This window comes from Oceanobacillus sp. FSL K6-0118 (genome assembly GCF_038006665.1).
Lineage (GTDB): Bacteria > Bacillota > Bacilli > Bacillales > Amphibacillaceae > Oceanobacillus > Oceanobacillus caeni.
In genome coordinates, this window is sequence record NZ_JBBOVR010000001.1 from 1,271,784 (window position 1) to 1,293,948 (window position 22,165).

General features: G+C 34.9%; 23 protein-coding genes and 2 tRNA genes. 20 read left to right on the top strand and 5 right to left on the bottom strand.

What is annotated here, in order from left to right:
• Window positions 1-30: 30 nt before the first annotated feature.
• Window positions 31-1,566, bottom strand: a complete 1,536-nt coding sequence (locus MHI02_RS06625) for a DHA2 family efflux MFS transporter permease subunit (RefSeq protein ID WP_047184262.1) — start codon at window positions 1,564-1,566, stop codon at window positions 31-33.
• A 289-nt stretch (window positions 1,567-1,855) separates the two neighbouring features.
• Here MHI02_RS06625 and MHI02_RS06630 point away from each other — a divergent pair, with 289 nt between their 5' ends.
• Together MHI02_RS06630 and MHI02_RS06635 are read left to right on the top strand one after the other, a co-directional pair.
• Window positions 1,856-2,734: a TetR/AcrR family transcriptional regulator gene (locus MHI02_RS06630; RefSeq protein ID WP_047184263.1), complete on the top strand. Its 879-nt coding sequence runs from the start codon at window positions 1,856-1,858 to the stop codon at window positions 2,732-2,734.
• Window positions 2,735-2,879: 145 nt separating this feature from the next.
• Window positions 2,880-3,362, top strand: coding sequence for a GNAT family N-acetyltransferase (locus MHI02_RS06635; RefSeq protein ID WP_047184275.1), 483 nt, complete (start codon window positions 2,880-2,882; stop codon window positions 3,360-3,362).
• A gap of 57 nt (window positions 3,363-3,419) precedes the next feature.
• Here MHI02_RS06635 and MHI02_RS06640 read toward each other — a convergent pair whose 3' ends face one another.
• On the bottom strand, window positions 3,420-4,466 hold the full coding sequence (locus tag MHI02_RS06640; RefSeq protein ID WP_047184264.1) for a C45 family autoproteolytic acyltransferase/hydolase: 1,047 nt from the start codon (window positions 4,464-4,466) through the stop codon (window positions 3,420-3,422).
• A gap of 235 nt (window positions 4,467-4,701) precedes the next feature.
• Here MHI02_RS06640 and MHI02_RS06645 point away from each other — a divergent pair, with 235 nt between their 5' ends.
• The 3 genes from MHI02_RS06645 (at window position 4,702) to MHI02_RS06655 (ending at window position 5,771) form a co-directional block, all read left to right on the top strand.
• Window positions 4,702-4,917 (top strand): heavy-metal-associated domain-containing protein, encoded by a 216-nt coding sequence (locus MHI02_RS06645; RefSeq protein ID WP_047184265.1) that lies wholly within the window; start codon window positions 4,702-4,704, stop codon window positions 4,915-4,917.
• A gap of 138 nt (window positions 4,918-5,055) precedes the next feature.
• Window positions 5,056-5,295 carry a hypothetical protein gene (locus tag MHI02_RS06650; protein WP_047184266.1) on the top strand — a complete coding sequence of 80 codons (240 nt, stop codon included), beginning with the start codon at window positions 5,056-5,058 and terminating at the stop codon, window positions 5,293-5,295.
• Window positions 5,296-5,513: 218 nt separating this feature from the next.
• The gene (locus tag MHI02_RS06655) at window positions 5,514-5,771 is read left to right on the top strand and encodes a hypothetical protein (RefSeq protein WP_341165777.1); all 258 of its coding nucleotides are present in this window, start codon (window positions 5,514-5,516) and stop codon (window positions 5,769-5,771) included.
• A gap of 145 nt (window positions 5,772-5,916) precedes the next feature.
• Here the strand turns inward: MHI02_RS06655 and MHI02_RS06660 are convergent.
• Window positions 5,917-5,989, bottom strand: a tRNA-Thr gene (locus tag MHI02_RS06660).
• A 221-nt stretch (window positions 5,990-6,210) separates the two neighbouring features.
• Between MHI02_RS06660 and MHI02_RS06665 the strand changes: the two genes are divergently transcribed.
• The 10 genes from MHI02_RS06665 (at window position 6,211) to MHI02_RS06710 (ending at window position 17,314) form a co-directional block, all read left to right on the top strand.
• Window positions 6,211-6,771, top strand: a complete 561-nt coding sequence (locus MHI02_RS06665; protein ID WP_047184268.1) for an NADPH-dependent FMN reductase — start codon at window positions 6,211-6,213, stop codon at window positions 6,769-6,771.
• A 133-nt stretch (window positions 6,772-6,904) separates the two neighbouring features.
• The gene (locus MHI02_RS06670) at window positions 6,905-7,633 is read left to right on the top strand and encodes a hypothetical protein (RefSeq protein WP_047184269.1); all 729 of its coding nucleotides are present in this window, start codon (window positions 6,905-6,907) and stop codon (window positions 7,631-7,633) included.
• Window positions 7,634-8,046: 413 nt separating this feature from the next.
• A complete protein-coding gene (locus MHI02_RS06675; RefSeq protein WP_341165778.1) occupies window positions 8,047-8,901 on the top strand; it encodes a transporter substrate-binding domain-containing protein in 855 nt (284 codons plus the stop codon).
• Between the two features lie 87 nt (window positions 8,902-8,988).
• Window positions 8,989-9,651, top strand: a complete 663-nt coding sequence (locus MHI02_RS06680; protein WP_111014493.1) for an amino acid ABC transporter permease — start codon at window positions 8,989-8,991, stop codon at window positions 9,649-9,651.
• Window positions 9,648-10,370 carry an amino acid ABC transporter ATP-binding protein gene (locus tag MHI02_RS06685; RefSeq protein WP_047184271.1) on the top strand — a complete coding sequence of 241 codons (723 nt, stop codon included), beginning with the start codon at window positions 9,648-9,650 and terminating at the stop codon, window positions 10,368-10,370. Before MHI02_RS06680 ends, MHI02_RS06685 begins: the two co-directional genes overlap by 4 nt.
• A gap of 469 nt (window positions 10,371-10,839) precedes the next feature.
• A complete protein-coding gene (locus MHI02_RS06690; RefSeq protein ID WP_052771647.1) occupies window positions 10,840-11,481 on the top strand; it encodes a hypothetical protein in 642 nt (213 codons plus the stop codon).
• Between the two features lie 544 nt (window positions 11,482-12,025).
• On the top strand, window positions 12,026-13,288 hold the full coding sequence (locus MHI02_RS06695) for a transposase (protein WP_052771644.1): 1,263 nt from the start codon (window positions 12,026-12,028) through the stop codon (window positions 13,286-13,288).
• 279 nt (window positions 13,289-13,567) lie between these two features.
• A complete protein-coding gene (locus tag MHI02_RS06700; protein ID WP_047186803.1) occupies window positions 13,568-14,986 on the top strand; it encodes an MDR family MFS transporter in 1,419 nt (472 codons plus the stop codon).
• Between the two features lie 176 nt (window positions 14,987-15,162).
• The gene (locus MHI02_RS06705) at window positions 15,163-16,080 is read left to right on the top strand and encodes a LysR family transcriptional regulator (protein ID WP_047186802.1); all 918 of its coding nucleotides are present in this window, start codon (window positions 15,163-15,165) and stop codon (window positions 16,078-16,080) included.
• Window positions 16,081-16,180: 100 nt separating this feature from the next.
• Window positions 16,181-17,314 carry a 5-methyltetrahydropteroyltriglutamate--homocysteine S-methyltransferase gene (locus MHI02_RS06710; protein ID WP_341165779.1) on the top strand — a complete coding sequence of 378 codons (1,134 nt, stop codon included), beginning with the start codon at window positions 16,181-16,183 and terminating at the stop codon, window positions 17,312-17,314.
• Between the two features lie 64 nt (window positions 17,315-17,378).
• Here MHI02_RS06710 and pdxK read toward each other — a convergent pair whose 3' ends face one another.
• Window positions 17,379-18,194, bottom strand: a complete 816-nt coding sequence (pdxK, locus tag MHI02_RS06715; protein WP_145524279.1) for a pyridoxine/pyridoxal/pyridoxamine kinase — start codon at window positions 18,192-18,194, stop codon at window positions 17,379-17,381.
• A 177-nt stretch (window positions 18,195-18,371) separates the two neighbouring features.
• On the opposite strand from pdxK, the gene MHI02_RS06720 reads away from it, so the two are divergent.
• From MHI02_RS06720 to MHI02_RS06740, 5 genes are all read left to right on the top strand, one after another.
• Window positions 18,372-18,554: a hypothetical protein gene (locus tag MHI02_RS06720; RefSeq protein WP_047186799.1), complete on the top strand. Its 183-nt coding sequence runs from the start codon at window positions 18,372-18,374 to the stop codon at window positions 18,552-18,554.
• Window positions 18,555-18,679: 125 nt separating this feature from the next.
• On the top strand, window positions 18,680-20,158 hold the full coding sequence (locus tag MHI02_RS06725) for a site-specific DNA-methyltransferase (protein ID WP_047185211.1): 1,479 nt from the start codon (window positions 18,680-18,682) through the stop codon (window positions 20,156-20,158).
• A gap of 107 nt (window positions 20,159-20,265) precedes the next feature.
• A complete protein-coding gene (locus MHI02_RS06730) occupies window positions 20,266-20,484 on the top strand; it encodes a YdbC family protein (RefSeq protein ID WP_047185212.1) in 219 nt (72 codons plus the stop codon).
• A 114-nt stretch (window positions 20,485-20,598) separates the two neighbouring features.
• Window positions 20,599-20,671: transfer RNA gene (locus MHI02_RS06735), tRNA-Lys, on the top strand.
• A gap of 102 nt (window positions 20,672-20,773) precedes the next feature.
• Complete coding sequence (locus tag MHI02_RS06740) at window positions 20,774-21,169, top strand: hypothetical protein (protein WP_047185213.1); 396 nt, start codon at window positions 20,774-20,776, stop codon at window positions 21,167-21,169.
• Between the two features lie 46 nt (window positions 21,170-21,215).
• On the opposite strand, the gene MHI02_RS06745 is transcribed toward MHI02_RS06740, so the two are convergent.
• Window positions 21,216-21,980 carry an NRDE family protein gene (locus tag MHI02_RS06745; protein WP_216883700.1) on the bottom strand — a complete coding sequence of 255 codons (765 nt, stop codon included), beginning with the start codon at window positions 21,978-21,980 and terminating at the stop codon, window positions 21,216-21,218.
• Window positions 21,981-22,165 lie beyond the last annotated feature (185 nt).

Sequence of the window (22,165 nt, forward strand, 5' to 3'; positions counted from 1 at the left end):
ACATGATCTCTATTCCTTATTTGTTATAGACTATTCAGTAACAGGTGCCGATTCAGAAGACACATTTGATTTTCCTTTTTTTATGATTTCCCCATCTGTTCCAACTCTTTTAATGAAAAAGGCTAGGATTAGTGCAAGTATGGCAATAAAGGTTGAGACAAGAAATGAAAAATTAATTCCATGTAGCATCGCTTCATTTAAAATTTGTGTTTTCATGTCTGCCATTTCTTGTTTGGATGTTACAGCAGATGGATCCATACTTCCCATCGCATCCTGCATTAATACCTCTGCTTTTGCTTCACTGCGTTTATTCATAATTGTAATCAGTAGCGCAGAACCAATGGCACCAGAAACTTGTTGTAGTGTATTGTTCATCGCAGTACCATGTGGATAATCTTTTTGTGGTAATTGGTTTAAGCCATTTGTCATAATAGGCATCATCACCATTGACATACCTAAACTACGGATTGCAAAGAGAACCATTAATGCCGTATAGGAAATTTCCATATCTAATTTACTAAAATAAAATGTAGTAACAATTGTAATGATTAACCCAATAATACCTAAAGTTCTTGCCCCATATTTATCAAATAATCTACCTGTAATAGGGGACATGAATCCCATCACAAGAGCCCCCGGAAGCATTAATAATCCGGCATCCATTGGGCTAAACCCACGAATCGTCTGTACATAAATTGGAAGAAGAATCATTCCCGAGAACATCGCAATGGCTAGAACGATGGAAATAGCAGATGATAGAGCGAACATGGAATGTTTAAAGACTCTAAATTCGAGCATTGGTTCATCCATACGCAGTTGCCGGAGAACAAGCCCGATAACAGAAATAACACCTACAATGATAGATCCATAAACGAATGGATTTGTCCATCCATCACTCCCTGCGCTACTAAACCCATAAAGTAGTCCACCAAAACCAAAACTGGATAAGACGAGAGAAAAAATATCAACTTTAATCGCTCGCTGTGGTGTCAGATTTTTTAGCTTGAATATACCGATTACTAAGGATAAGATCGCAATTGGTATAACAATATCGAATAACATTCTCCAGCTGTAATGTTCTACAATCCACCCTGATAAAGTTGGTCCTAAAGCAGGAGCGACAATCATTACCAGTCCAAAGGTTCCCATCGCTGCTCCTCGTTTTTCTACTGGGAAAGCAACAAGCATGACATTCATTAATAGTGGCATCATGACAGCAGAACCTGAAGCTTGAATCATACGTGCAGCTAAGAGCACTCCAAATGTTGGTGATATGCTAGCTAGGATGGTACCTATTGTAAATAAAGACATTGCTGTTAGGAATAAACCTCTATTTGTAAAGCGTTGAATAAAGAACGCACTCGCTGGAATTAGTATCCCATTAATTAACATATATCCAGTTGTTAACCACTGTACAGCAGTTGCATCGACCTTGAACTCTGTCATAATGGAAGGGAGTGCAACATTTAACAACGTTTCATTTAAGATAGCAACAAACGCACCAATAAAAAGAATGGCTATCATTCCATAGGGTGGTTTATGATGCATTGTATTTTCTTGTGACATATTTTACCTTCTTTCTATTTATTAAAAAACGAAACACGAGCACGTAGGTTTAATTTATATCCAGCACATTAAATTATTACTACGTCTACCTTATAGTTTCTTGTGCAAAAAAATGAGTCCCCACCTTAACCAAAAAAAGTGGGGTCCATTTAGATCTATATTTGACTTTATACATTCTATACCGATAGTACAAAAATATCAATCATTATTTCCAATAAAATATAAACATTGATATATTAATGCTTAAGTTCTAAAATAAAAATAGACTAATGTTCTAAAGGTGGATTCTATGAACGATAAGGAAAAGCAAATTATCAATGCGGCTCAAAAACTTTTTATTAAAAATGGGTTTCAAATGACTTCCATTCAAGATATATTGAATGAGGCGAAAATTGCAAAAGGCACATTTTATAATTATTTTAATTCAAAGAACGAATGTTTAATGGCCATTCTAAGTGCGGTTTATGAAGAGGTAATAAATGAAAGAATGGAACTTGCTTCTTACGGAGAGTTAGATGATGAAAAATTGTTCGTTAAGCAAGTGGATGTTCGCTTTAAAATGGATAAAAAACATAACTTAATGGCTTTATTTAATTCCATCCCAATATCTGATGATGAGGGTTTGAAATCGTTAATGAAAAAACAATATGAATTAGAATTAGAATGGGTTTCCAAAAGACTTATAGATCTTTATGGTCCAAATATCAGTAAACACATAATGGATCATTCGATTACATTTTTAGGAATTCTTCAACATAGCATGCATGCAATAAAAATGTATAAAATGGAAACGAAAAAGACAGAAAATGTAATAGAATTTGCCCTTCGTCGAACTAAAATGATAATCCACTCTAACTCTGCGGATGAGGTGTTTTTTCATAAGGATTATTTATATTCATCCAATCAAAATAGAAATAGCGAAGAATATAAGGAAGAGTTAATTGATCAGTTACAAGAATTACAATCTACTATAAAAAATGATAATCATTACGTTGATTTTTTAATAGATGAATTGCTAGAGGAAGCACCCCGGCTTTTCTTGATTGAAAGTGTGTTTACATCTTTGCGGAAAGAAGAAAAGGATGTAAATGTAATAAATAAGCTTAATGAAATATCACAACTTTTATTACGTTTTATGGAATGTTGGGAAAGTGAAAATGAAAAATAAAGAAAATTTCCACCAATGGGGTTCTTACTGCCCGTTTAGATGAAATAAAAATTTACTGTCCAAATATTTGGGCAGTTTTTTGTCAATGATTCCATTATGATAAAATAGTAGAAAATGGTTCAATTTAGACTGGAGAGATAGGATGATGCCTTTATTTATAAAAAGGATGACTGAGAAATATGCAGTCGATGCACTATGCTGGAAATATGAAAAGCCATATGATTTTTATAATAATGTATTATCGGGAAGTGCCATTATGGAGCTTCTTACATATAGATATTTTGCGGTTGTTAATGAGAAGAATCAATTAGTTGGATACTTTTGTATTGGAAAATCAGCGCAAATTCCATCTGGTGATCAAAAAGGAATATATAGTGAGGATTGTATAGATGTTGGTATAGCGATGAAGCCAGAACTTACTGGAAAAGGGAATGGATATCTCTTCTTCTCCCATATTCTTAAATATATTATGAAACTTGAGAAAGAAAAAGATATTAGACTAACGGTTGCAACGTTTAATCAACGAGCCATCCAATTGTATAAGAAATTAGGATTTGTGAAACTAAGAAAATTTAAAAGTGATCATATCGAGTATCTTCTGATGAAGAAGGAAGTTAATGGAGAATGACAGGCAAAGAAGATATGAAAAAGTGCAACTCCTAAATAGAGTTGCACGAATTGCTCGTTATATTTTTTCCATATGGGCAAAACTTAGGTTCGTGTCTATCTCCCCAGTTATTTGGTTTAAAGAGATATCATTTCCATCTATCCATTCTTGGAAATCAAAGATAATAGGTTTTTGGTCACCACCTAAAGCGAACCATACCTTCAATTCATTAGGTTGGTAGGTTGAAGTATGGATCGTACCTCCCCAATTTTTATACTCCTTAGAGAACACTCCTTTATCCGTATCGTTCATCATTCGAAATGCTTGATAAACATCTGTTGCTTGATTTTGATGTTTTTTCATAGCTTCTAATCGACGGTAGGAATCATCTAGGTAGCGTTTATTTTCGGATTTTTGCAGTTCAAAATGATTCGTACACATATTCGATTGACGAATTTGCACAGACCTGGGACTTGCCTCAACGATATATGCTTCTCCTTTTTTATCAAGAACGATGTAACTAAAAGAATGACGATGGGGAATTTCTTTTAGCATTGCTATTGCTTCATCTACATTTGCGCAGTTTTCTAATACCATTCTGCTAATCATATGGCAAACAAATCCATCTTTTGGTTTTTTTCTTTGGATAGAATTATAACCTAAGGCGAGCCCCTTTTCATTCATTCCATCCATTCTCCCAGTAACTCGTTGCTGTGGACCAACCGTGGCAAAACCATCATCATAAGGTTGGAAAAAGCTATATCTTCCTTCATAGGTTTTAGGATGATAATCATAGTTACGGACCATGAAATCCTTTCCTGTAAAAATCGAGCAACCACTTCTTTCTATTTCTACCCGGTAGCCACCATAGTCTCTTAAAATAGATTCTATTGGTTCCTCTATCGCATCATGTAATCCCTCAAGTTCTTCCCAAATTCCAGGGGCAAACTCATTTAGAATTTGTTTCGTTTCTGATTTATCGATTTGAAATTTAGGTTCTCTTAATTTCCAGGCTTTTTTACGATTTTTTACAATAAAGGAATCCTTTATCTGTTTTCCTTGCATAAATCCAAAATCATAATGAGTCCCACGAAATTGTATAATGTCGCTATAAATCTGTTTCATTTTCCACTTCCTTACAAGCATTAGTTATTCTTCATAAACCAATTTTACCTCTTAATTCACGATAAGAAAAACATTTCAAGTCTTACTGGAAATTTACAATTTTCATACTAATAAAACGTTGGTATATCAAGGTTAATATTAATTATGAACAATTTATGACATCTTAATATTAAGGTACATTTTTACTGTGAAAAGGGTTAAAATCAAGTTGATTAATTCTTAGGGGGAAAATAATTTGCATAAAGCAATCTTTGAACTAGAACCATTAACATGCCCATCTTGTATCAATAACATTGAGGATACACTTAATGCGACAAAAGGAATTTATTCAGCTAATGTATCTTTTAGTTCAAAAATGGTGGAAACACAATATGATGAAGGTAAAATTAAAGCAAAAGAAATTGAAGGCGTTATTCGAGATTTAGGGTATCCAGTATTATCAGTAAAATAATATTTTGATTTTATATATAGTAATAAAGAGCACTTGCAGTTCAGTTTGCAAGTGCTCTTTATTTTTTTAACCTGTCCATACAAAAGATTGTCAACTGAATATTATATAAAGAACGTATTAGGAAAGGAGGGGTCTACATTGTTTGAAGTTTATGACATTGCGATTATTCCACTTATACTAGGGGTTGTTGAGTTATTTAAGCGAGGGGGGTTACCTGTAAAATATTCCCCTTTTGTCGCTGTAGGTGTCGGGCTGCTTTTTGGATTACTTTATCTCGATACAGAAATAAAACAAAGAATTATCATTGGGTTGATGCTTGGTTTATCAGCAACAGGTTTATACAGCGGTAGCAAAAACATTACACAAAAAAAGGAGTAACTGTATTCTTTTACACCTAAAAATAAGAATAAAAGCCTGAAAAGCTAAAAATGATGTAAATAACTACGTGACCAGTCCAAGCTTTTTTTTCAAGTATACGTATGCTAATAACGAGAAGGGAGGGGATTATATGTGTTATCACGATTCAGGTAGACATCGTCATAGTTCTTGCTGTAGGGAACACCATCACCATCATAGATGTAGAGAATGGGACCATCATGATGAACGTAGAGGATGTCACCACCACGATGATAGACGTGGAGGATGGAACCGTCATGATGATGAATGTAGAAGATGTCACCATCATGATGATAGACGTAGAGGATGTCACCATCATAATGACCACTTTGGACCTATCTATCATGGTAAGAGAAATAAAAGGGAATTTTGTCATTGCTGCAATAGATATTTCTAAAACAGACGGTTTTTTGAGTTGTGGTTTGGTAGATCAAGGGCTAGAGTTTGGAGAACTCTAGCCTATAAATTTCCTGGCTTTTCTACTTTATTTGTCTGGTTAATATCGTTTCGCAGTCAAAATGGTCGGCATTTGCATTTAGAAAAAGTAAAAGAGCAATTCTCGAGGTATCTCAAGAATCGCTCTATGTCAGGGTTTAAGGTTAATGCTGGTGAGAGGACTCGAACCTCCGACCCCTTCATTACGAGTGAAGTGCACTACCAACTGTGCTACACCAGCAAATAGCGAAAGTTTAAAAAGTACACTAAAAATAATAATCCTTTTTAATTATTAGTTCAAGTCTTTGAATAAATGTTTGAAGATTTAAATTTTAAATTTCCTAAAGACTAGAAGAATTATCCATTATGTGAAACAAACGTCACTTGATGTTGAGGGGATTCTTTGGAATAATAGATTTATAATTAATATAAGAATGAATATACATATGGAGGATTAAATGTATGAAAATAGTAGCAATGGTCGGAAGTGTTCGGAGAGAGTCTTATAACATGAAATTAGTTCGGTATATGCAAGAAAGATATTCGAATAAAGTAGAAATCGAGATTCTTCCTATAAACGAACTTCCTTTCTTTAATGAGGATGAAGAATTAAATCCGCCTGAACTTGTGAAGATATTAAGGGAAAAGATAAAAGAAAGTGACGGTATTTTATTTGCCACTCCTGAATATAATGCCTCCATTCCAGCTGTCTTAAAGAATGCTATCGATTGGTTTTCAAGAGTGGAACCGGTCTTAGTGAATAAACCAGCAATGATTGTTGGGGCATCCATAGGAGCATTAGGTACCGTGAAAGCTCAACTACACCTTCGCGAAATCTTAAATGCTAAAAATGTTTCAACAAGAATATTACCAGGAAATGAAGTTTATGTAGGCTCCATACATCAAAAAGTGGATGAACATGGTAATTTAACGGACGGGGGTACCATTCAATTTATTGATTCTGTGATGGATGAATATATAAAATGGGTTGAAAGAACAGTTGAATTAGAGACTTCTTATTAATAGATTGAAAGATGATTGGAACGCTTGGATTTTTTTATGATCCCAGCGTTTTTTTATTTATCCCTTAATAAATACATTTTCATTTTCTTCTAGGGCATACTACTTCATGAAAATACATTTAGGGGTGAGTAAATTGAATAGGTATTTAATTTTATTAACCAGTTTGGCGGTACTAGGTTTGTGGGCGGTTCCGTTTGCCTCTGCAGAATCCAATCATCCTTTTATTGAATCTGTTTTGGGAACAGAACATAAAATGGAAGAAAAAAGAGGGGATGGACATTTTCTCTCCGATTCGATGGTAAAGTTACATGCGAAAGAGCTTGGAATAGAGATAGAAGATAAAGATATGGAAACATTAAAAGCTGAGGTTCAGGAAGCTTTAATAATGAATGCTGCTGAAGAAATGGAAGTAGAAATAGAGCTGGAAGATACGAGTATGGAAGATATAAAGAAAAAAGTTCATCAAGCGAGAATAGTAAAGAAAGCGGAAGAACTAGGAATTAAATCTGATGATACGGATTCTAAAACACTCGCCAAGATGGTTTATGAAGCCGATATAAAACAGGAAGCAGAAGAATTAGGAATTCCGACTAAAGATAAGGGAAGTAAAGAACTTAAAAAGATAATCATGGAGAAGAAAATAAAGCAAGAAGCAGATGCTCTTGAAATTCATGCAGATGGAAAAGAGTTGCGAGAATTGGCAAAGGAGGTACAGGAAGCAAAAGTATTGCAAGCAGCTAATACACTTGGAATCGACACGGAAGGAAAAAGTGTAGAAGAAATTCTAGATACTATCATTACAGACTATTATGATGAAGCAAAAAGTATAGGAGTGTATCCTTTTGAAGGGGAACTTCATTAGAAAAGAAAGATAAGGCGCTTCGTTTTTGGCTTAACGGGCTTTTCCTTTGAAGTATGAAACACAAATAGAGTAATGAAAATTACATAATGAACCCAACCAGAATAGCAGAGCAATTCGTAAAAGAATTTGCTTCTGCTTTTTTTATGAATAGGCATTCTCACGGACGTTTGAAGCAAAAAGCAGCGGTGTTTTGTACGTGACAAGGACTCTCACGAACGTTTGAAGCAAGAAGTAGTGGTATTTTGTCCGTGATATACGGTCTATTATTTTTTAAAGAATATTAGTACTTAATCTCAATAACTAAAGCTATTTCAAAATCAGAAGTATAAATAGGATTCTTAAAATTTATTGGTATTAGTTTTCCGGATTGGTTATATAAATGAGATAAGAGATAAAATAAGGGGGTCTATTAATTGGGAGGAAGTAAGTGGAAATTAATTTTAACATTATTGGTTTCCCTAATGTTTGTTCTATTCCTTGCAGCGTGTGGTGGGAATGATGCTACTTCAAGTAATGAAGGAGAAGAGGCAAACAATGGGGAAGAAACAGCTAATACGGATGGAGAGGCTAGTTCTAATGAAAGTGAATTAGAAGACACGTATACCGTTGTTAGTGATACATCTTTTGTTCCATTCGAATTTAAAGGTGAGGATGGAGAATATACCGGATTTGATATTGAGTTAATGAAAGCTATCGCTGAAGAAGCTGGATTTGAAATCAATTTAGAAACAACAAACTTTGATGGAGTTATTCCGGGTCTTCAAACTGGTCAATTTGATATTGCTATAGCTGGAATTAGTATTACAGAAGATAGAAAACAAGTCATTGATTATAGTGATCCTTACTATGAATCCGGTTTACAAATTGGGGTTGCAAAGGATAATGATGAGATTCAAAGTATTGAGGATTTAGAAGGAAAAATAGTTGCAACACGTATGGGATCAACAAGTTCACAATTTATTAAAGATAATATTGATGGTGCAGAGTCTAAAGAATATGAACAACTAGATCAAGCATATTTAGCGGTGGAAAATGGAAGTGCAGATGCCATTCTATATGATGCGCCAAACGTAAACTATTACATTAATACAACAGGAGAAAAATTAAAAGCGGTTGGTGAACTATATCAAGCAGAAGACTATGGGATCGCGGTTACGAAAGGTAAGGAAGAATTAGTTACTGCAATTAATGATGCACTTGCAACACTAAAGGAAAATGGAACATATGACGAAATCTATGAAACTTGGTTTGGTGCAAAACAAGAATAATAAAAGAGGTACGCTTCAATTGAAAAATCTAAAATAGGGCTTATCTCGTACTAGATAAGTCTTATTTTTACTTTAAGAGGTGTGAATATGGAAGGTAGATTTAATTGGGCTGGTGTGATTGACTTTTTGCCAGAACTTGGCACAGGTCTTTATTATACATTACTAATTTCAATCATAGGACTTATTATCGGTTTTGTATTAGGAGCTATATTTGGGCTTGGACGTATATCAAAAAATAAAATATTTTATGGTATTTCATCCATATATATTGAAGTCATCCGAGGGACACCTGTACTTGTACAAGCAATTTGGATTTTCTTTGCGTTACCACTGATAACTGGATATAATATGGCATCCGTGACAGCTGGAATTATCGTGATCGCTGTTAACTCAGGAGCCTATATTGCCGAGATTGTACGTGGTGCGGTCCAGTCCATTGCGAAAGGACAAGTAGAAGCAGGACGATCACTTGGTTTAACCCACAATCAAACGATGCGTTATATTGTGTGGCCTCAAGCATTTAAACGAATGATCCCTCCACTAGGAAATCAATTTATTATTAGTATTAAAGATACTTCCCTTTTATCTGTTATTCTTGTTCCGGAATTAATGTTTCAAGGAAGATTAATTGCATCTAACTATTTTAATGCAGTCGAAATTTATACAACGGTTGCAGTCTTTTACTTAATTATTACCTTAACATTATCGTATATATTACGAATGATTGAAAAGAGGTTGGATGTACAATGATTAAAGTAGAAAATTTACACAAAAGTTTTGGGGATCATGAAGTGTTAAAAGGAATAGATTGTGAGATTCAATCCTCTGAAGTTGTTTGTGTTATTGGGCCAAGTGGATCTGGAAAAAGTACATTTTTACGTTGTTTAAATATGTTAGAGTCTATCACGAGTGGACAGGTGACTGTAGATGGCTTCAATTTAAAAAATAAAAAAACAAACATTAATATGGTTCGAACAGAAGTGGGGATGGTATTCCAGCAATTTAATCTGTTCCCGCATAAGACGGTTATAGAAAATATTATGCTCGCTCCAATGAAGGTTCGAAAAATCTCTAAAAATGAAGCGAAGGAACGTGGACTAAAGTTACTTAAGAAGGTAGGTTTATCAGATAAAGCCAATAAATATCCATCATCTTTATCAGGGGGACAACAGCAACGTGTTGCGATCGCTAGGGCACTTGCGATGGAACCCAAATTGATGTTATTTGATGAACCAACTTCGGCGCTCGATCCTGAATTAGTTGGGGAAGTGCTTGAGGTAATGAGGCAACTTGCTATAGAAGGAATGACGATGGTTGTTGTGACACATGAGATGGGTTTTGCAAGAGAAGTAGCAGACCGTGTTTTATTTATGGATGAAGGGATTATTATGGAGGAGGGTCGCCCAGATGTCATCTTCTCAAACCCGACATCAGGTAGAACAAAGGAATTTTTAGATAAAGTATTGTAAGGTGTGTTCAAAAAGGATGATAAAAAGGAATGGGTCGGCTAAGAACACAACGTCCTGGGACTAAGATTACTCGTTCCGCCGTAAAGATTTGTTGTAACGTTGTCCCTACACAGCGGCATGTCATTTTTACCGGCCTTTTTGAACAACCTCTTACTATTTAGGTTAATTTTCCAATGGTTAAATAAAGGAATATATGTTATTCTAGAAATGCGATGAGCTGATTTGTGTAAGTCGAAAGATAATGAAATAAGTGATGTGAACACTTAGTTCTTTCGCCACAAATATATCGAAGGCGCCTATACTATTGACGTATGGGCGTCTTTTTGTACATAAACTATATAGAATAGTCACCAGTTTACCTCCTGGGTAATATGTTATCATGAAGGCTTTTATCCATCTAAACGGTTTATAATCGGCTTTTACAGATAACGAATTAATTGTTTTTACCTTATAAACAGGAGGAATACGAATGTTTCCATATTATTTTTATTATTTGCCTTATTACGTGAATTCCTTTCCATATCAACCCGAATTACCATATGAAAGAAACACTGCATTTGCTTATGATGAAAGACAACCGGTTCATGGTCAAGTTACTTGGACTTATGGAGGGCCAGTGACGAAATGTGAAATGCCTTGGTCAGAAAACAATTATATGACTGTAGCTGTCGCAAGAAATTCTCCTTATCGATGTGGTCAATTTATAAGATTAAGAAATATACAGGCGCCATATGGGAGGGAAGTCGTTGTAAAGGTAGTGGACGAGGTGGAAGATTATCCACCTAATAGATTAAATATTCACCGTAATGCGTTTGAAGCATTAGGAGTCAATCCGAACGTTGGAGTATTAAATGTCGAAATTATCCCGGCCTCCGATTCGCAAATGGAAGGGTGGGGGGCACGCTTGCTACACGTGGTTGAAACTGCATATCCAGGATATCGAATAGCGGAGTATCATTTATTAACCAAAACCAAAATATCGAATACGGCAATGAAAGAAAGCTATTCATTCAAGTTGCAAAGTTCTCAAGGGAATCTCGACATTCAAGGGGATATTATCTACAATCCGAAAGCAAATCGACTTAGTTCTTTCCAGATAAAAGAAATATAAAAGCTATGTAGTGTAAACATTATGTGTTTGCACTACTTTTATTTGTACGTAAGTAAAGAAAATTTTAGCTGAAGTTGATGGGACGTCGTGCAGCAAGACTATTTAGTGAAGAAGCACTCCTTGTAAGTAGTATTTCAATCCATGGACTTATTTCACTAAAGGACAAGCAAATGTTATTTTTCAAAAGTAGTTATAAAACTCTAAATTGGGGTACATTAAAACTGTTCTCTTCAAAATACGGAATGATGAACAAGAACCATAATAAATATTAGGGATTTTGAATATAATTTTTAAGTTTACCTAAAAATAATTTAAGTTTACCTAAAAATAATTTAAGTTTACCTAAAAATAAAGATTGACTTCCAACAAAAAACAGGCATTGAAAAGTTCAACCTAATAAATGGACTTTTCGATGCCTATTTTAGTCTTTTTTAATCAAAATGTACGTAATTTATTGGAAATTAAAAAGAAAAAGCCTACCTAAATATGCTAAAATTTTATTTGGACAAAACAAAATATACAGCATAAAAAGGAGTCTTTTTCTATGACCAATTATAACACATTTAGCCAGGCAATTTACACTACTAAACGTTCCATTTATGATTTTTCTTCAAAATTGACAGAAGGAATGCAAAAACCCAATAAAAACTTTATCCTAGATATTTTATTTGGCATGGCAAAAAGCAAATCTGTTTTGCTTTCCAACATTGCACGCACTCTAGAAGAGCCCATCGATACGATACAAACCGTCAAGCGACTTTCCAATCGTATGGATGAGTTTCATGAAACAACCGAGCTGTTGGAGAACTATGAAGAACTAATAAAACCTTTCCTGCAAGAAGAAGATAATCTGATTCTGGTAGATAACTCTGAGATTGTGAAACCCACCGCCTGTAAAATGGAAGCTCTTGGGCAAGTGAGAGATGGTTCGACAGGGAAAATTGGCAATGGATACTGGACAACCAATATGATTGCCGTGGCTCCGAGGACAAAGCATCCGATTTCAGTTTATTCTCATTTATACTCATCTGCTGAAAAGGGATTTATCAGCGAGAATGATGAAACATACAAGGGCTTGGATTACGTAGATCAGCTTTTAGGCGAGAAGAAAGCAACCTTCGTCATGGACCGTGGGTATGACAATATAGAAGTCATGAAAAAAATCCTCAAGCAGGAGAATAACTTTATCATTCGGTTGAAGAAAAATCGAAATTTATTGTATCAGAATAAAAAGTTCTCCGTACATGATTTGGCAATCAGAAGAAAAGGGAAAATCAATTTTCGTTCTGAAATAAAGGGAACCGTCTATGATTTGAAAGTCTCTCATCTTACTGTAGAAATCCCCTCGCTTAAGGGAAAAAAGTTCACGATGATTGTTGTGTATGGATATGGCAAAGAGCCGATGGTGCTGCTTACAAATAAGCGAATCCAGAAAAAAGCAGAGGTAATTTCTGTTTTAAAAGCCTATATTACTAGATGGCGTATCGAAGAAATGTTTCGCGTGCAAAAGCAAGAATTTGAATTAGAGAATATTCGAGTTCGTACCTTGCCCAGACTGAAGAGAATGTTTTTACTCTTGTCCATCATGGTTACGTTTATGACACTGAAAATAGAAAAGCAAAATGGATTTTTTCATAGTGTGATTGAACGGGCAAAGGGCATAAAGGCAAAGGATCAAATTAAGATGTTTCTATATCGTTTTTCGGCGGGAATGGAAGCCATACTGAAAAAAGATGCTTATGGGATTCGACATTTTAAATACATAGAAAAGCCAAAAGATTCACGACAACTAACATTTCAACTTTAGACCAATTAATTGAATAGTCAGAATAGACATACTGCGTAGTATGTTTATTTGTATTGGAAAAAACTTGCTTCTTCATTGAAACTGCAAAAAGTTTTCCCTAAAGAATCTCAATATGACGAAAACATGTTCTTATAGGGGAAAAAGGTAAACTTAAAATATAATTATCTTGATATTAACATTATGTTTATGGTAAAATATAAAAATTGCTCTTATAAAAGTGAAGCTTTGGAATAATAGATAAAACCAAGTCTCCCATAAATTTAAAAGGAGGAATAAGAATTGCCTGATCAATCTTCACGTGGCGCTGAGAGTATTAATAAAGTGCCTTTATTAATCGTATTAATTTCAGGAGCATTTGTTGCTATTTTAAATCAAACGTTATTGGGTACTGCATTGCCTCATATTATGGCAGACCTACATATTGGTGAAAATACGGTGCAATGGTTGCAATCCGCATTTATGCTTGTTAACGGTATAATGATTCCTATAACTGCTTTTTTAATTGGAAAGTTTTCAACTAGGACCTTGTTTTTAACTGCAATGAGTCTATTTACAGTTGGTACGTTGCTAGCTGCGATTGCACCAACTTTTTCCATATTATTATTGGGGAGGATTTTTCAAGCTGCGGGTGCAGGTATTTTAATGCCTTTTACGCAAACGATTATGATGCTTATATTCCCAATTGAGAAACGTGGAACAGTGATGGGAATGTTCGGTCTTATTATTGCCTTTGCCCCAGCTATAGGACCTTCATTATCCGGATATATTGTAGAGAACGCAACTTGGCGAACGTTATTTTATATGATTTTGCCAATTGCTATCATCAACATTATCATCGCTTACTTTATCCTTAGGAACATTACGGAATTATCGAATCCTAAAGTTGATGTGTTATCGATTATTTTATCTACCTTTGGATTTGGTGGTTTCTTGTATGGATTTAGTATTGCTGGAAATGCTGGTTGGGGTAGTATGCAAGTTATCATTTCGTTTATTGTTGGTGCCATTGCACTTACGTGGTTCATTTTAAGACAATTAAGATTAAAAGAGCCAATATTGGAAATGCGTGTTTTTAAATATAAAATGTTTACCTTAACGACTGTACTTGGAATGGTTACATTTATGGCAATGATTGGGGCCGCAGTTATTTTGCCATTGTATATGCAAAATATGCATGGGTTTACTGCACTTGAATCTGGGTTGGCATTATTACCTGGTGCCATCCTTCAAGGTATCATGAACCCTATTACCGGTAGAATTTTTGATAAATTTGGTGCTAGATGGTTATTGATTCCCGGTTTGGTCCTTATTACGGTTACTACGTTTATGTTGGCATTTCTTACAGATCAGACGACATTTACGTATATTGCAACGGTTCATGCCTTTCGAATGTTGGGTATTGCGATGGTAATGATGCCAGCGACAACAGCAGGTCTAAATGTGTTGCCTATGCATTTAATACCGCATGGAACTGCAGTGAATAATACATTCCGACAAGTATCAGGTGCCATTGGGACAGCATTACCAATTACCATTATGACGACAGCTGCTGTGCCAGAGGAAGGGGTTAACGGACTCATTCATGGTGTGAATGTTTCTTTTATGATTTCAGGAATCTTTGCAGTAATTGGCTTAATTATAGCATTCTTTGTTCGGGATAAAGTTAAAGGGGAAAAGGCTATGATTAAGAGTAGGTAAAGTAGTGGATATAACGTATGATTAAGAGATCGTCCAAAAAGCCCGTTGAAAATGTCATTACGACGTTTCTAGTTGGCAATATTTATTGAATAAAAAACGCATGGAATTTTATAATTTCCATGCGTTTTTTTAGAAATATTTGATATGATTAATGAAAAAAAGAAAAGGGATCTCAAATGACATTACAACAATTAAAGTATGTGATTGAAGTGGCAAGAAGTCGTTCCATAAGTAAGGCAGCACAAAATTTATTTATAAGTCAACCAAGTCTTTCTAACGCATTAAAAGAATTGGAAAAAGAATTGGGAATTACGATTTTTTATAGAACGAACAAAGGGATTCTTATAACACCAGAAGGTTCAGAATTTCTTGGGTATGCTAGGCAAGTTGTGGAACAAGCAGAACTTCTTGAAAATCGTTATTCTAACGCACCAGATCTAAAGCAGCAGCATTTTTCTGTTTCTGCGCAGCATTATGCATTTGCGGTCAGTGCCTTTGTTCGTCTTTTAGAAGATTATAATCGCGATGAGTATGAGTTTACATTAAGAGAAACCAAAACATATGAAATCATTGATGATGTTAAAAATCTTCGTAGTGAAATTGGTATTTTATATGTGAATGATTTCAATCAACAGGTAATCTCTAAATTTATTAGAGAAGGAAATTTAACTTTTCATAAGTTATTTGATGCAACACCACATGTGTTTATTAGTTCGACTAATCCGCTTGTAAATAGGGAGTATGTAACATTATCCGATTTACTTCCCTATCCATATTTATCTTATGAACAGGGGGATTATAATTCCTTTTATTTTTCAGAAGAGATACTTAGTACACTCTCAAGGCCGAAGAACATTCGGGTTACAGACCGTGCTACGATGTTTAATTTATTAATAGGTTTAAACGGCTATACGATTTCTACTGGGGTTATTAGTAGAAAATTAAATGGAGATATTGTTGCTGTTCCATTAAAAGTAGATGAGACCATTACGGTAGGTTATATTACACATAAAAATGTAACAAATAGTCCACTAGCTGAAATTTATATTCATTATTTAAAAGAATCCATTGAGGAAGAAAGAAAGTTGCTATAGTTTAAAACTATGACAAGTAATAGGTTTTTAATGTTACACTATATGGACTCTTCCATGCTACACTTTGTTTAACAAAATGATTCAAAGGGAGAGAGTTCAGATGGCTGTAGAGACTAAATTTGAAAAAAGGCTTGTAGCACCATTTCGTTTTGATAATGTAGGGAGTTTTTTACGACCGAAACAATTGAAAGAAGCACGTTTTGCTTTTGCAAAAGGGAACTTATCAGAAACTGAATTGAAAAAAGTAGAAGACGAATGCATCGTCGATTTAATTCAAAAACAAAAAGAAGTTGGCTTACAAGTTATCACGGATGGGGAATTTCGTCGTTCATGGTGGCATTTAGATTTTATGTGGGGATTGAATGGAGTTCATAAAGAATCCATTGAACAAGGCTATAAGTTCCACCATGAAGAAACTCGAGCAGAAACAGCTCGTCTTACAGGGAAAATTAGTGGTGAAAATCATCCATTTGTTAAACATTTTTCTTTTGTTCAACAATATGCAACTGAAGGTGTTACGGCAAGACAAACCATTCCTGCACCGGCCCAATTTTTGGCAGAATTAGAGCGTGCAGAAAATATAGAGGCAACTAAAGCGCTATATCCAGATGTAGATGAACTAGTTGAGGATATCGCAAAAGCATATCAAACAGTGATAAAGGATTTATACGATGCCGGATGTAGGAATGTTCAACTAGATGACTGCACATGGGGGATGCTTGTGGATGAAAATTACTGGAAAGCACGCCAGGACACTGCAACAGTAAAGGGTGTTGGAGAACTATACTTACGTGTAAACAATTTGGCAATTGAAAATTTACCTGAAGATTTAATTGTAACAACGCATGTTTGCCGTGGTAACTATCATTCTTCTTGGGCTTCTTCCGGTGGCTATGATCCAATCTCTGCGTTATTATTTGCAAAAGAAAATGTTTCCGGCTATTATCTAGAATTTGATACAGAACGTGCTGGTGACTTTGCACCATTACAAGATGTTAGTGATAACAAGTTGGTTGTATTGGGACTATTCTCATCAAAAACGGGAGAATTAGAAGATAAAGAGACAATTAAAAGTCGTATAAAAGAAGCAACGAAATATGTGGATTTAAACAGACTTTGCATTAGCCCGCAATGTGGATTTGCTTCTACGGAGGAAGGAAATATATTAACGGAAGAACAACAATGGAATAAACTTCGCCTTATTAAAGAAGTAGCAGATGAAATTTGGGGATAAACCAAAAGCGTTAGTTTAGATAAAGAAGAAGTCGCAAGTGAAAACCCACCTGCGACTTCTTAAATTAATTTGTTACTTTATATTTATTAAACGCACCGTGCATGACGGGACCAACATATTCATTCAGTTTCCAACCATATTTGATTGCGGCATTCACAAATGTTTTTGCATCTGCTACGGAATCTTTTACTGATTTACCGTTTGCTAAATTTGCTGTAACCGCCGCTGCGAATGTACAACCAGCGCCGTGGGTATATGTCGTATCAATTTTTTCTCCTTCTAAAACGGTAAAGTCTTTTCCGTCATAGAAAAGATCGATTGCTCTTTCGGGATCTAATGTTTTCCCGCCTTTAATAACGACATTTTTCGCACCTAATTCGTGAATTTTGGCTGCCGCCTCTTTCATTCCATCTACATCCCTAATAGGGCCATCTGTTTGAGCGAGTTGCCAAGCTTCAAAAAGGTTTGGCGTTGTTACAAGTGCTAATGGTAATAGTAATTCGCGCATTGCATCGGTATTTTCTGGTTGTAATACTTCATCTTCCCCCTTACATACCATTACAGGGTCGAGCACATATTTATCCAGTTTCACCTCTTTAAACTTCTTCGCCCCTAATTCAATAATATCAACAGATCCAAGCATACCTGACTTAGCTGCATCGATTCCTACAGATAATGCTGTTTCTAATTGTTTCTCCACAAGTTCTACATCAATCGGATTCACACGATGATGCCACCCCTCTGGATCCATTGTAACGATGGTGGTTAATGCGGTCATACCGTATACATCATGTTCTTGGAATGTTTTAAGGTCGGCCGCAATACCAGCCCCTCCACTAGTATCGGAGCCTGCTAAAGTCAACGTTTTTTTCATTGTCATGTAAAATCCCCCTAAAATCGTATATTAAAGCATAGTATCATACTAGGATATTGTATTAGTAATCATAAACCTTTTTATCATTAGTGTAAAGATTATTGCGACAAAATATTCACGGAGTAATATTTAAATTGGTTTTGGCTAATGCTAGGTATATAACGATTTGTTAGGAGAGATAGTATGGACACCCACCAAAATGGAAGTATGGATCCACTCAATGAAGAAAAGTCTGAAGAATTAATTAGAGAAGATATGCAAAAATATGATTCTGATCCATTACTAGATGAGCAATCCATTCGTCAAGATTCAAGGGATTTGGCTCAATTCCAAACCGTTCTTGATAATTCTCTTTTTACAAGTTAGTTTTACTGCAACTGCGGACTCATTGGAGTGGTAGTTGTATTTTTTGTATATAGGATGCAAATAATTGCAAATTATCTGATGCATATGCTAATTTAAATATAAATGAGAATGATAGGTGAAAGCTTATGCAAAAGATGGATGGACGAAAGCTGAATGAAATAGACAAAAATATTGAAAAAATGAAGGAGATATTTCCGGAAGTTTTTACAGAGTCAAAAATTGATGTAGAAAAATTAAAGCTATTATTTGGAGAGCATCTTATAAAAGAGAATAAGGAATATGAATTCTCGTGGTATGGAAAAACAGATTCGATTCGTTCCGCTTCTGATCCACCCACGAAGAGATTATCCTTAAATTTAAGAAAAAGTGTTGATTGGGATACGACAAAAAACCTTTATATAGAAGGGGATAATTTAGAAGTATTACGACTCCTGCAGCAATCACATCTAGAAAAGGTCAAGATGATTTATATTGACCCCCCATATAACACCGGAATGGATTTTATTTATAACGATAACTTCAGTGAGATATTCAACAACCACAAAAGTCTTTCCAATTTTATTCATTCATCAGGAAGGTTTCATACAAATTGGCTAAATTTTATATATCCAAGGCTACTCCTTGCCAGAAATCTTTTAACAGAGGATGGCATGATTTTTATTAGTATTAGTGATAAAGAGCTATATAATCTGAAAAAAATATGCGATGAGATTTTTGGTGAGGACAATTTTGTTTGTACATTTATTTGGGAGAAAAAGAAAAAACCTTCTTTTTTAGACAGAAATGTAGGATGTGTAACCGAATATATTGTTGTCTTTTCCAAGAGCAATGAACGGACTCACGCGCTTTCCATTGAAAAAACGGAAGAGGGAAAGAAGTATCCGTTGAATAATGCTGGAAATACATTACGCACGTTAACTTTTCCTGAAGGGACTGTTCACTTTCGTCTTGCGGATGGATTGGTTAAAGCTCAGAATATGTCCGGTGGTAAAATCATTACGGAATTATTAGATGACGTCATCATTGAAAGTGGCGTAAATCAAAATTCCTTTCGTTTAAAAGGAGAATGGCGTTATTCTCAAGAAAAGCTAAATGAAATTATCCAAAATGGAGAGGAGATTGTTATTAGTAAAGTACCTTTTCGTCCTAACCATGTAAAAAGTGGAAGAGAAGTAAAGAAAATTAAAAATTTATTTACCATAAATGGGTATGGTTTTCCTACTTACGAGGATGCGGATAAAGAAATAATTGATTTATTTGGAAAAAAGGTATTTGATTATTCCAAACCGGAAAAATTAATCCGCTACTTGATTCAATCACTTTTATATAATGATGAGAAGGCCATTGTACTCGATTTCTTTTCGGGTTCTGGTACAACTGGGGAAGCGGTATGGCGTTATAATCAGAAGTTTGAAACAAAACTTCAATTCATATTAGTTCAACATGCAGAATTAATTAATAAAAAATCCGTAGCATTTAAAGCTGGATATCGAACCATTTCGGAAATTGGACGAGAGCGCCTAATAAAAAGTAGGGAGAAGCTTTTAAATCATAGAAGAGATGCTGATTTAGGCTTTAAGTTTTTTGAATTAATGGATGATTAGGATATGTTGTAATATATATATGAACATGAGAATTTTGGTTTTGTATTCCAATTTGATATAATTTTTAACAAGGTAGTTAAAAAGTCATATAAAAGGGAGCTGATATCATGGCAGAAATTAAATATGATATTATTGAAACAATTGCAGTGATTTCTGAATCACCAAAAGGGTGGACAAAGGAGTTAAATCTAATTAGTTGGAATGGAAGAGATCCGAAATATGACCTTAGAGATTGGGCGCCTAATAAAGAAAAAATGGGAAAAGGCATTACACTAACTAAAGATGAACTATTAAATTTAAAAGCCACGCTAGTCGAGTGGGAATAATGGTATTTCCTAAGGCATTCGCTAAAAAACTTTGTGCGATTGCCAAATTTTTTTAAAAAAAGTCTTGCATTCTGTATTCCTATTTGTTACAATAATTAAGTCGACAGGGAATACGGGACATTAGCTCAGTCGGTAGAGCAGCTGACTCTTAATCAGCGGGTCGTAGGTTCGATCCCTACATGTCCCACTAACTAAAAAGAGAGAGGGTAGGCACATAGCCTATTCTCTTTTTTTATACTTAAATCTATATCTCTTGCAAACTTACATGCAAAGGAGAGTGGTAATCAAGATGAGAGAAATAGTCATTACTCTGGCAGACGTTGTTAATGAAATACATGATATACTGACATTTCTTTTTAGCGATATGACAGATAAAGAATTACATTTCTGGGTTATGGGAATTATCGGCATGGTTACGTTCTTAGTCGTGCATTTTTTCTTTAAATTAATTGAAAGATTAAAGTGGAGTACTACGATTTTATCTTTTATATATACGTTTACTGGAATGGTTGTTTTAGTATTTGCAATTGAATTACAACAAGCGATCACGAATCGAGGAAATATGGAATTTGCCGATGCTGTAATTGGTTTATGGGGATTTATCGTCTTGTTTTTCATATACGCTGTATTAGGATTGATTGTTTATGTTATTAAGAAAAAGATATTCAAAAGAAAAGATAAGTAAAGATCAATCCTATATAAAGAGCTCGCCATTATTGTGGCGAGCTTTATTATTCAATTGAAAATGTAAATTGTTTCTCTCTTTGGAATTCACCTTTTTCATATGTACGTTCATTAAAAGTGACATGATTCTCTTTATCAATTAATAAAACGGTTGAAGATCTTGTTCCGTATTCAGGAGATGTAATGAATAGGGAGGATAGGGTTCGCTCCAACTCAATTCCTACTCCAGTATCCGGTAAATCTTCATCGTTTGCTTGCTCAGCATTGGAAGTAATACGGAATAATTCATTTGAATCTATTTCTTTATGATTAGTTACATAATCCTGTAACATTCGTTTCCCCTTGACTATCTTAGGCCATGGTGTATTTAACGTGGCATTGCTCAGCCCATGTGTACCGGATGTGATTTTGTTTGCTTCATCTAATATATTGTTGTAGTGATATAATTCGTCCCCATTGCCAATCAGGACATTATAACCTGCATATTTCTCTCTATCCAATTTCAATGTTTGTAAATATTCCTCAGGAGTTTGTTCGCCTGCTAAAAAAGAACGTACTATTTCTCCACGTGAAAATTTTCCTGTTTCCGGTAAATTCGGATCACGATAATTGGTTAATGCTGCGAAACGCCCTTTTTTTGTTATGCCAAACCACGTTCCCATTTGTAGTAAGTCTCGTCCGGCAAGAATTTCTGAGTGATCCTTCCAATAGGATGCGGGTGCGGTTGGTCGTTGATAGAATTCATCACGGTTTGCCGCAATGATTAATTTGTAAGTAGGGTGATCATGAAAATGAAAGTTTATTAGACACATATAGTTTTCCCTCCTTTTCTAATATGTAAGTATAGAAATTCAGCTTATTAAATCTTGTCATAAGGTAGGCCACGTCCAGCGCCTAGGGACAGGTGAGACTTCCTTCACCTTCGTATGTCCCTAACTAGGCGCTAACGCTTTTGTCTCTATTATACGGAGAGTTTCGACTTTTCACAATAAAGCAT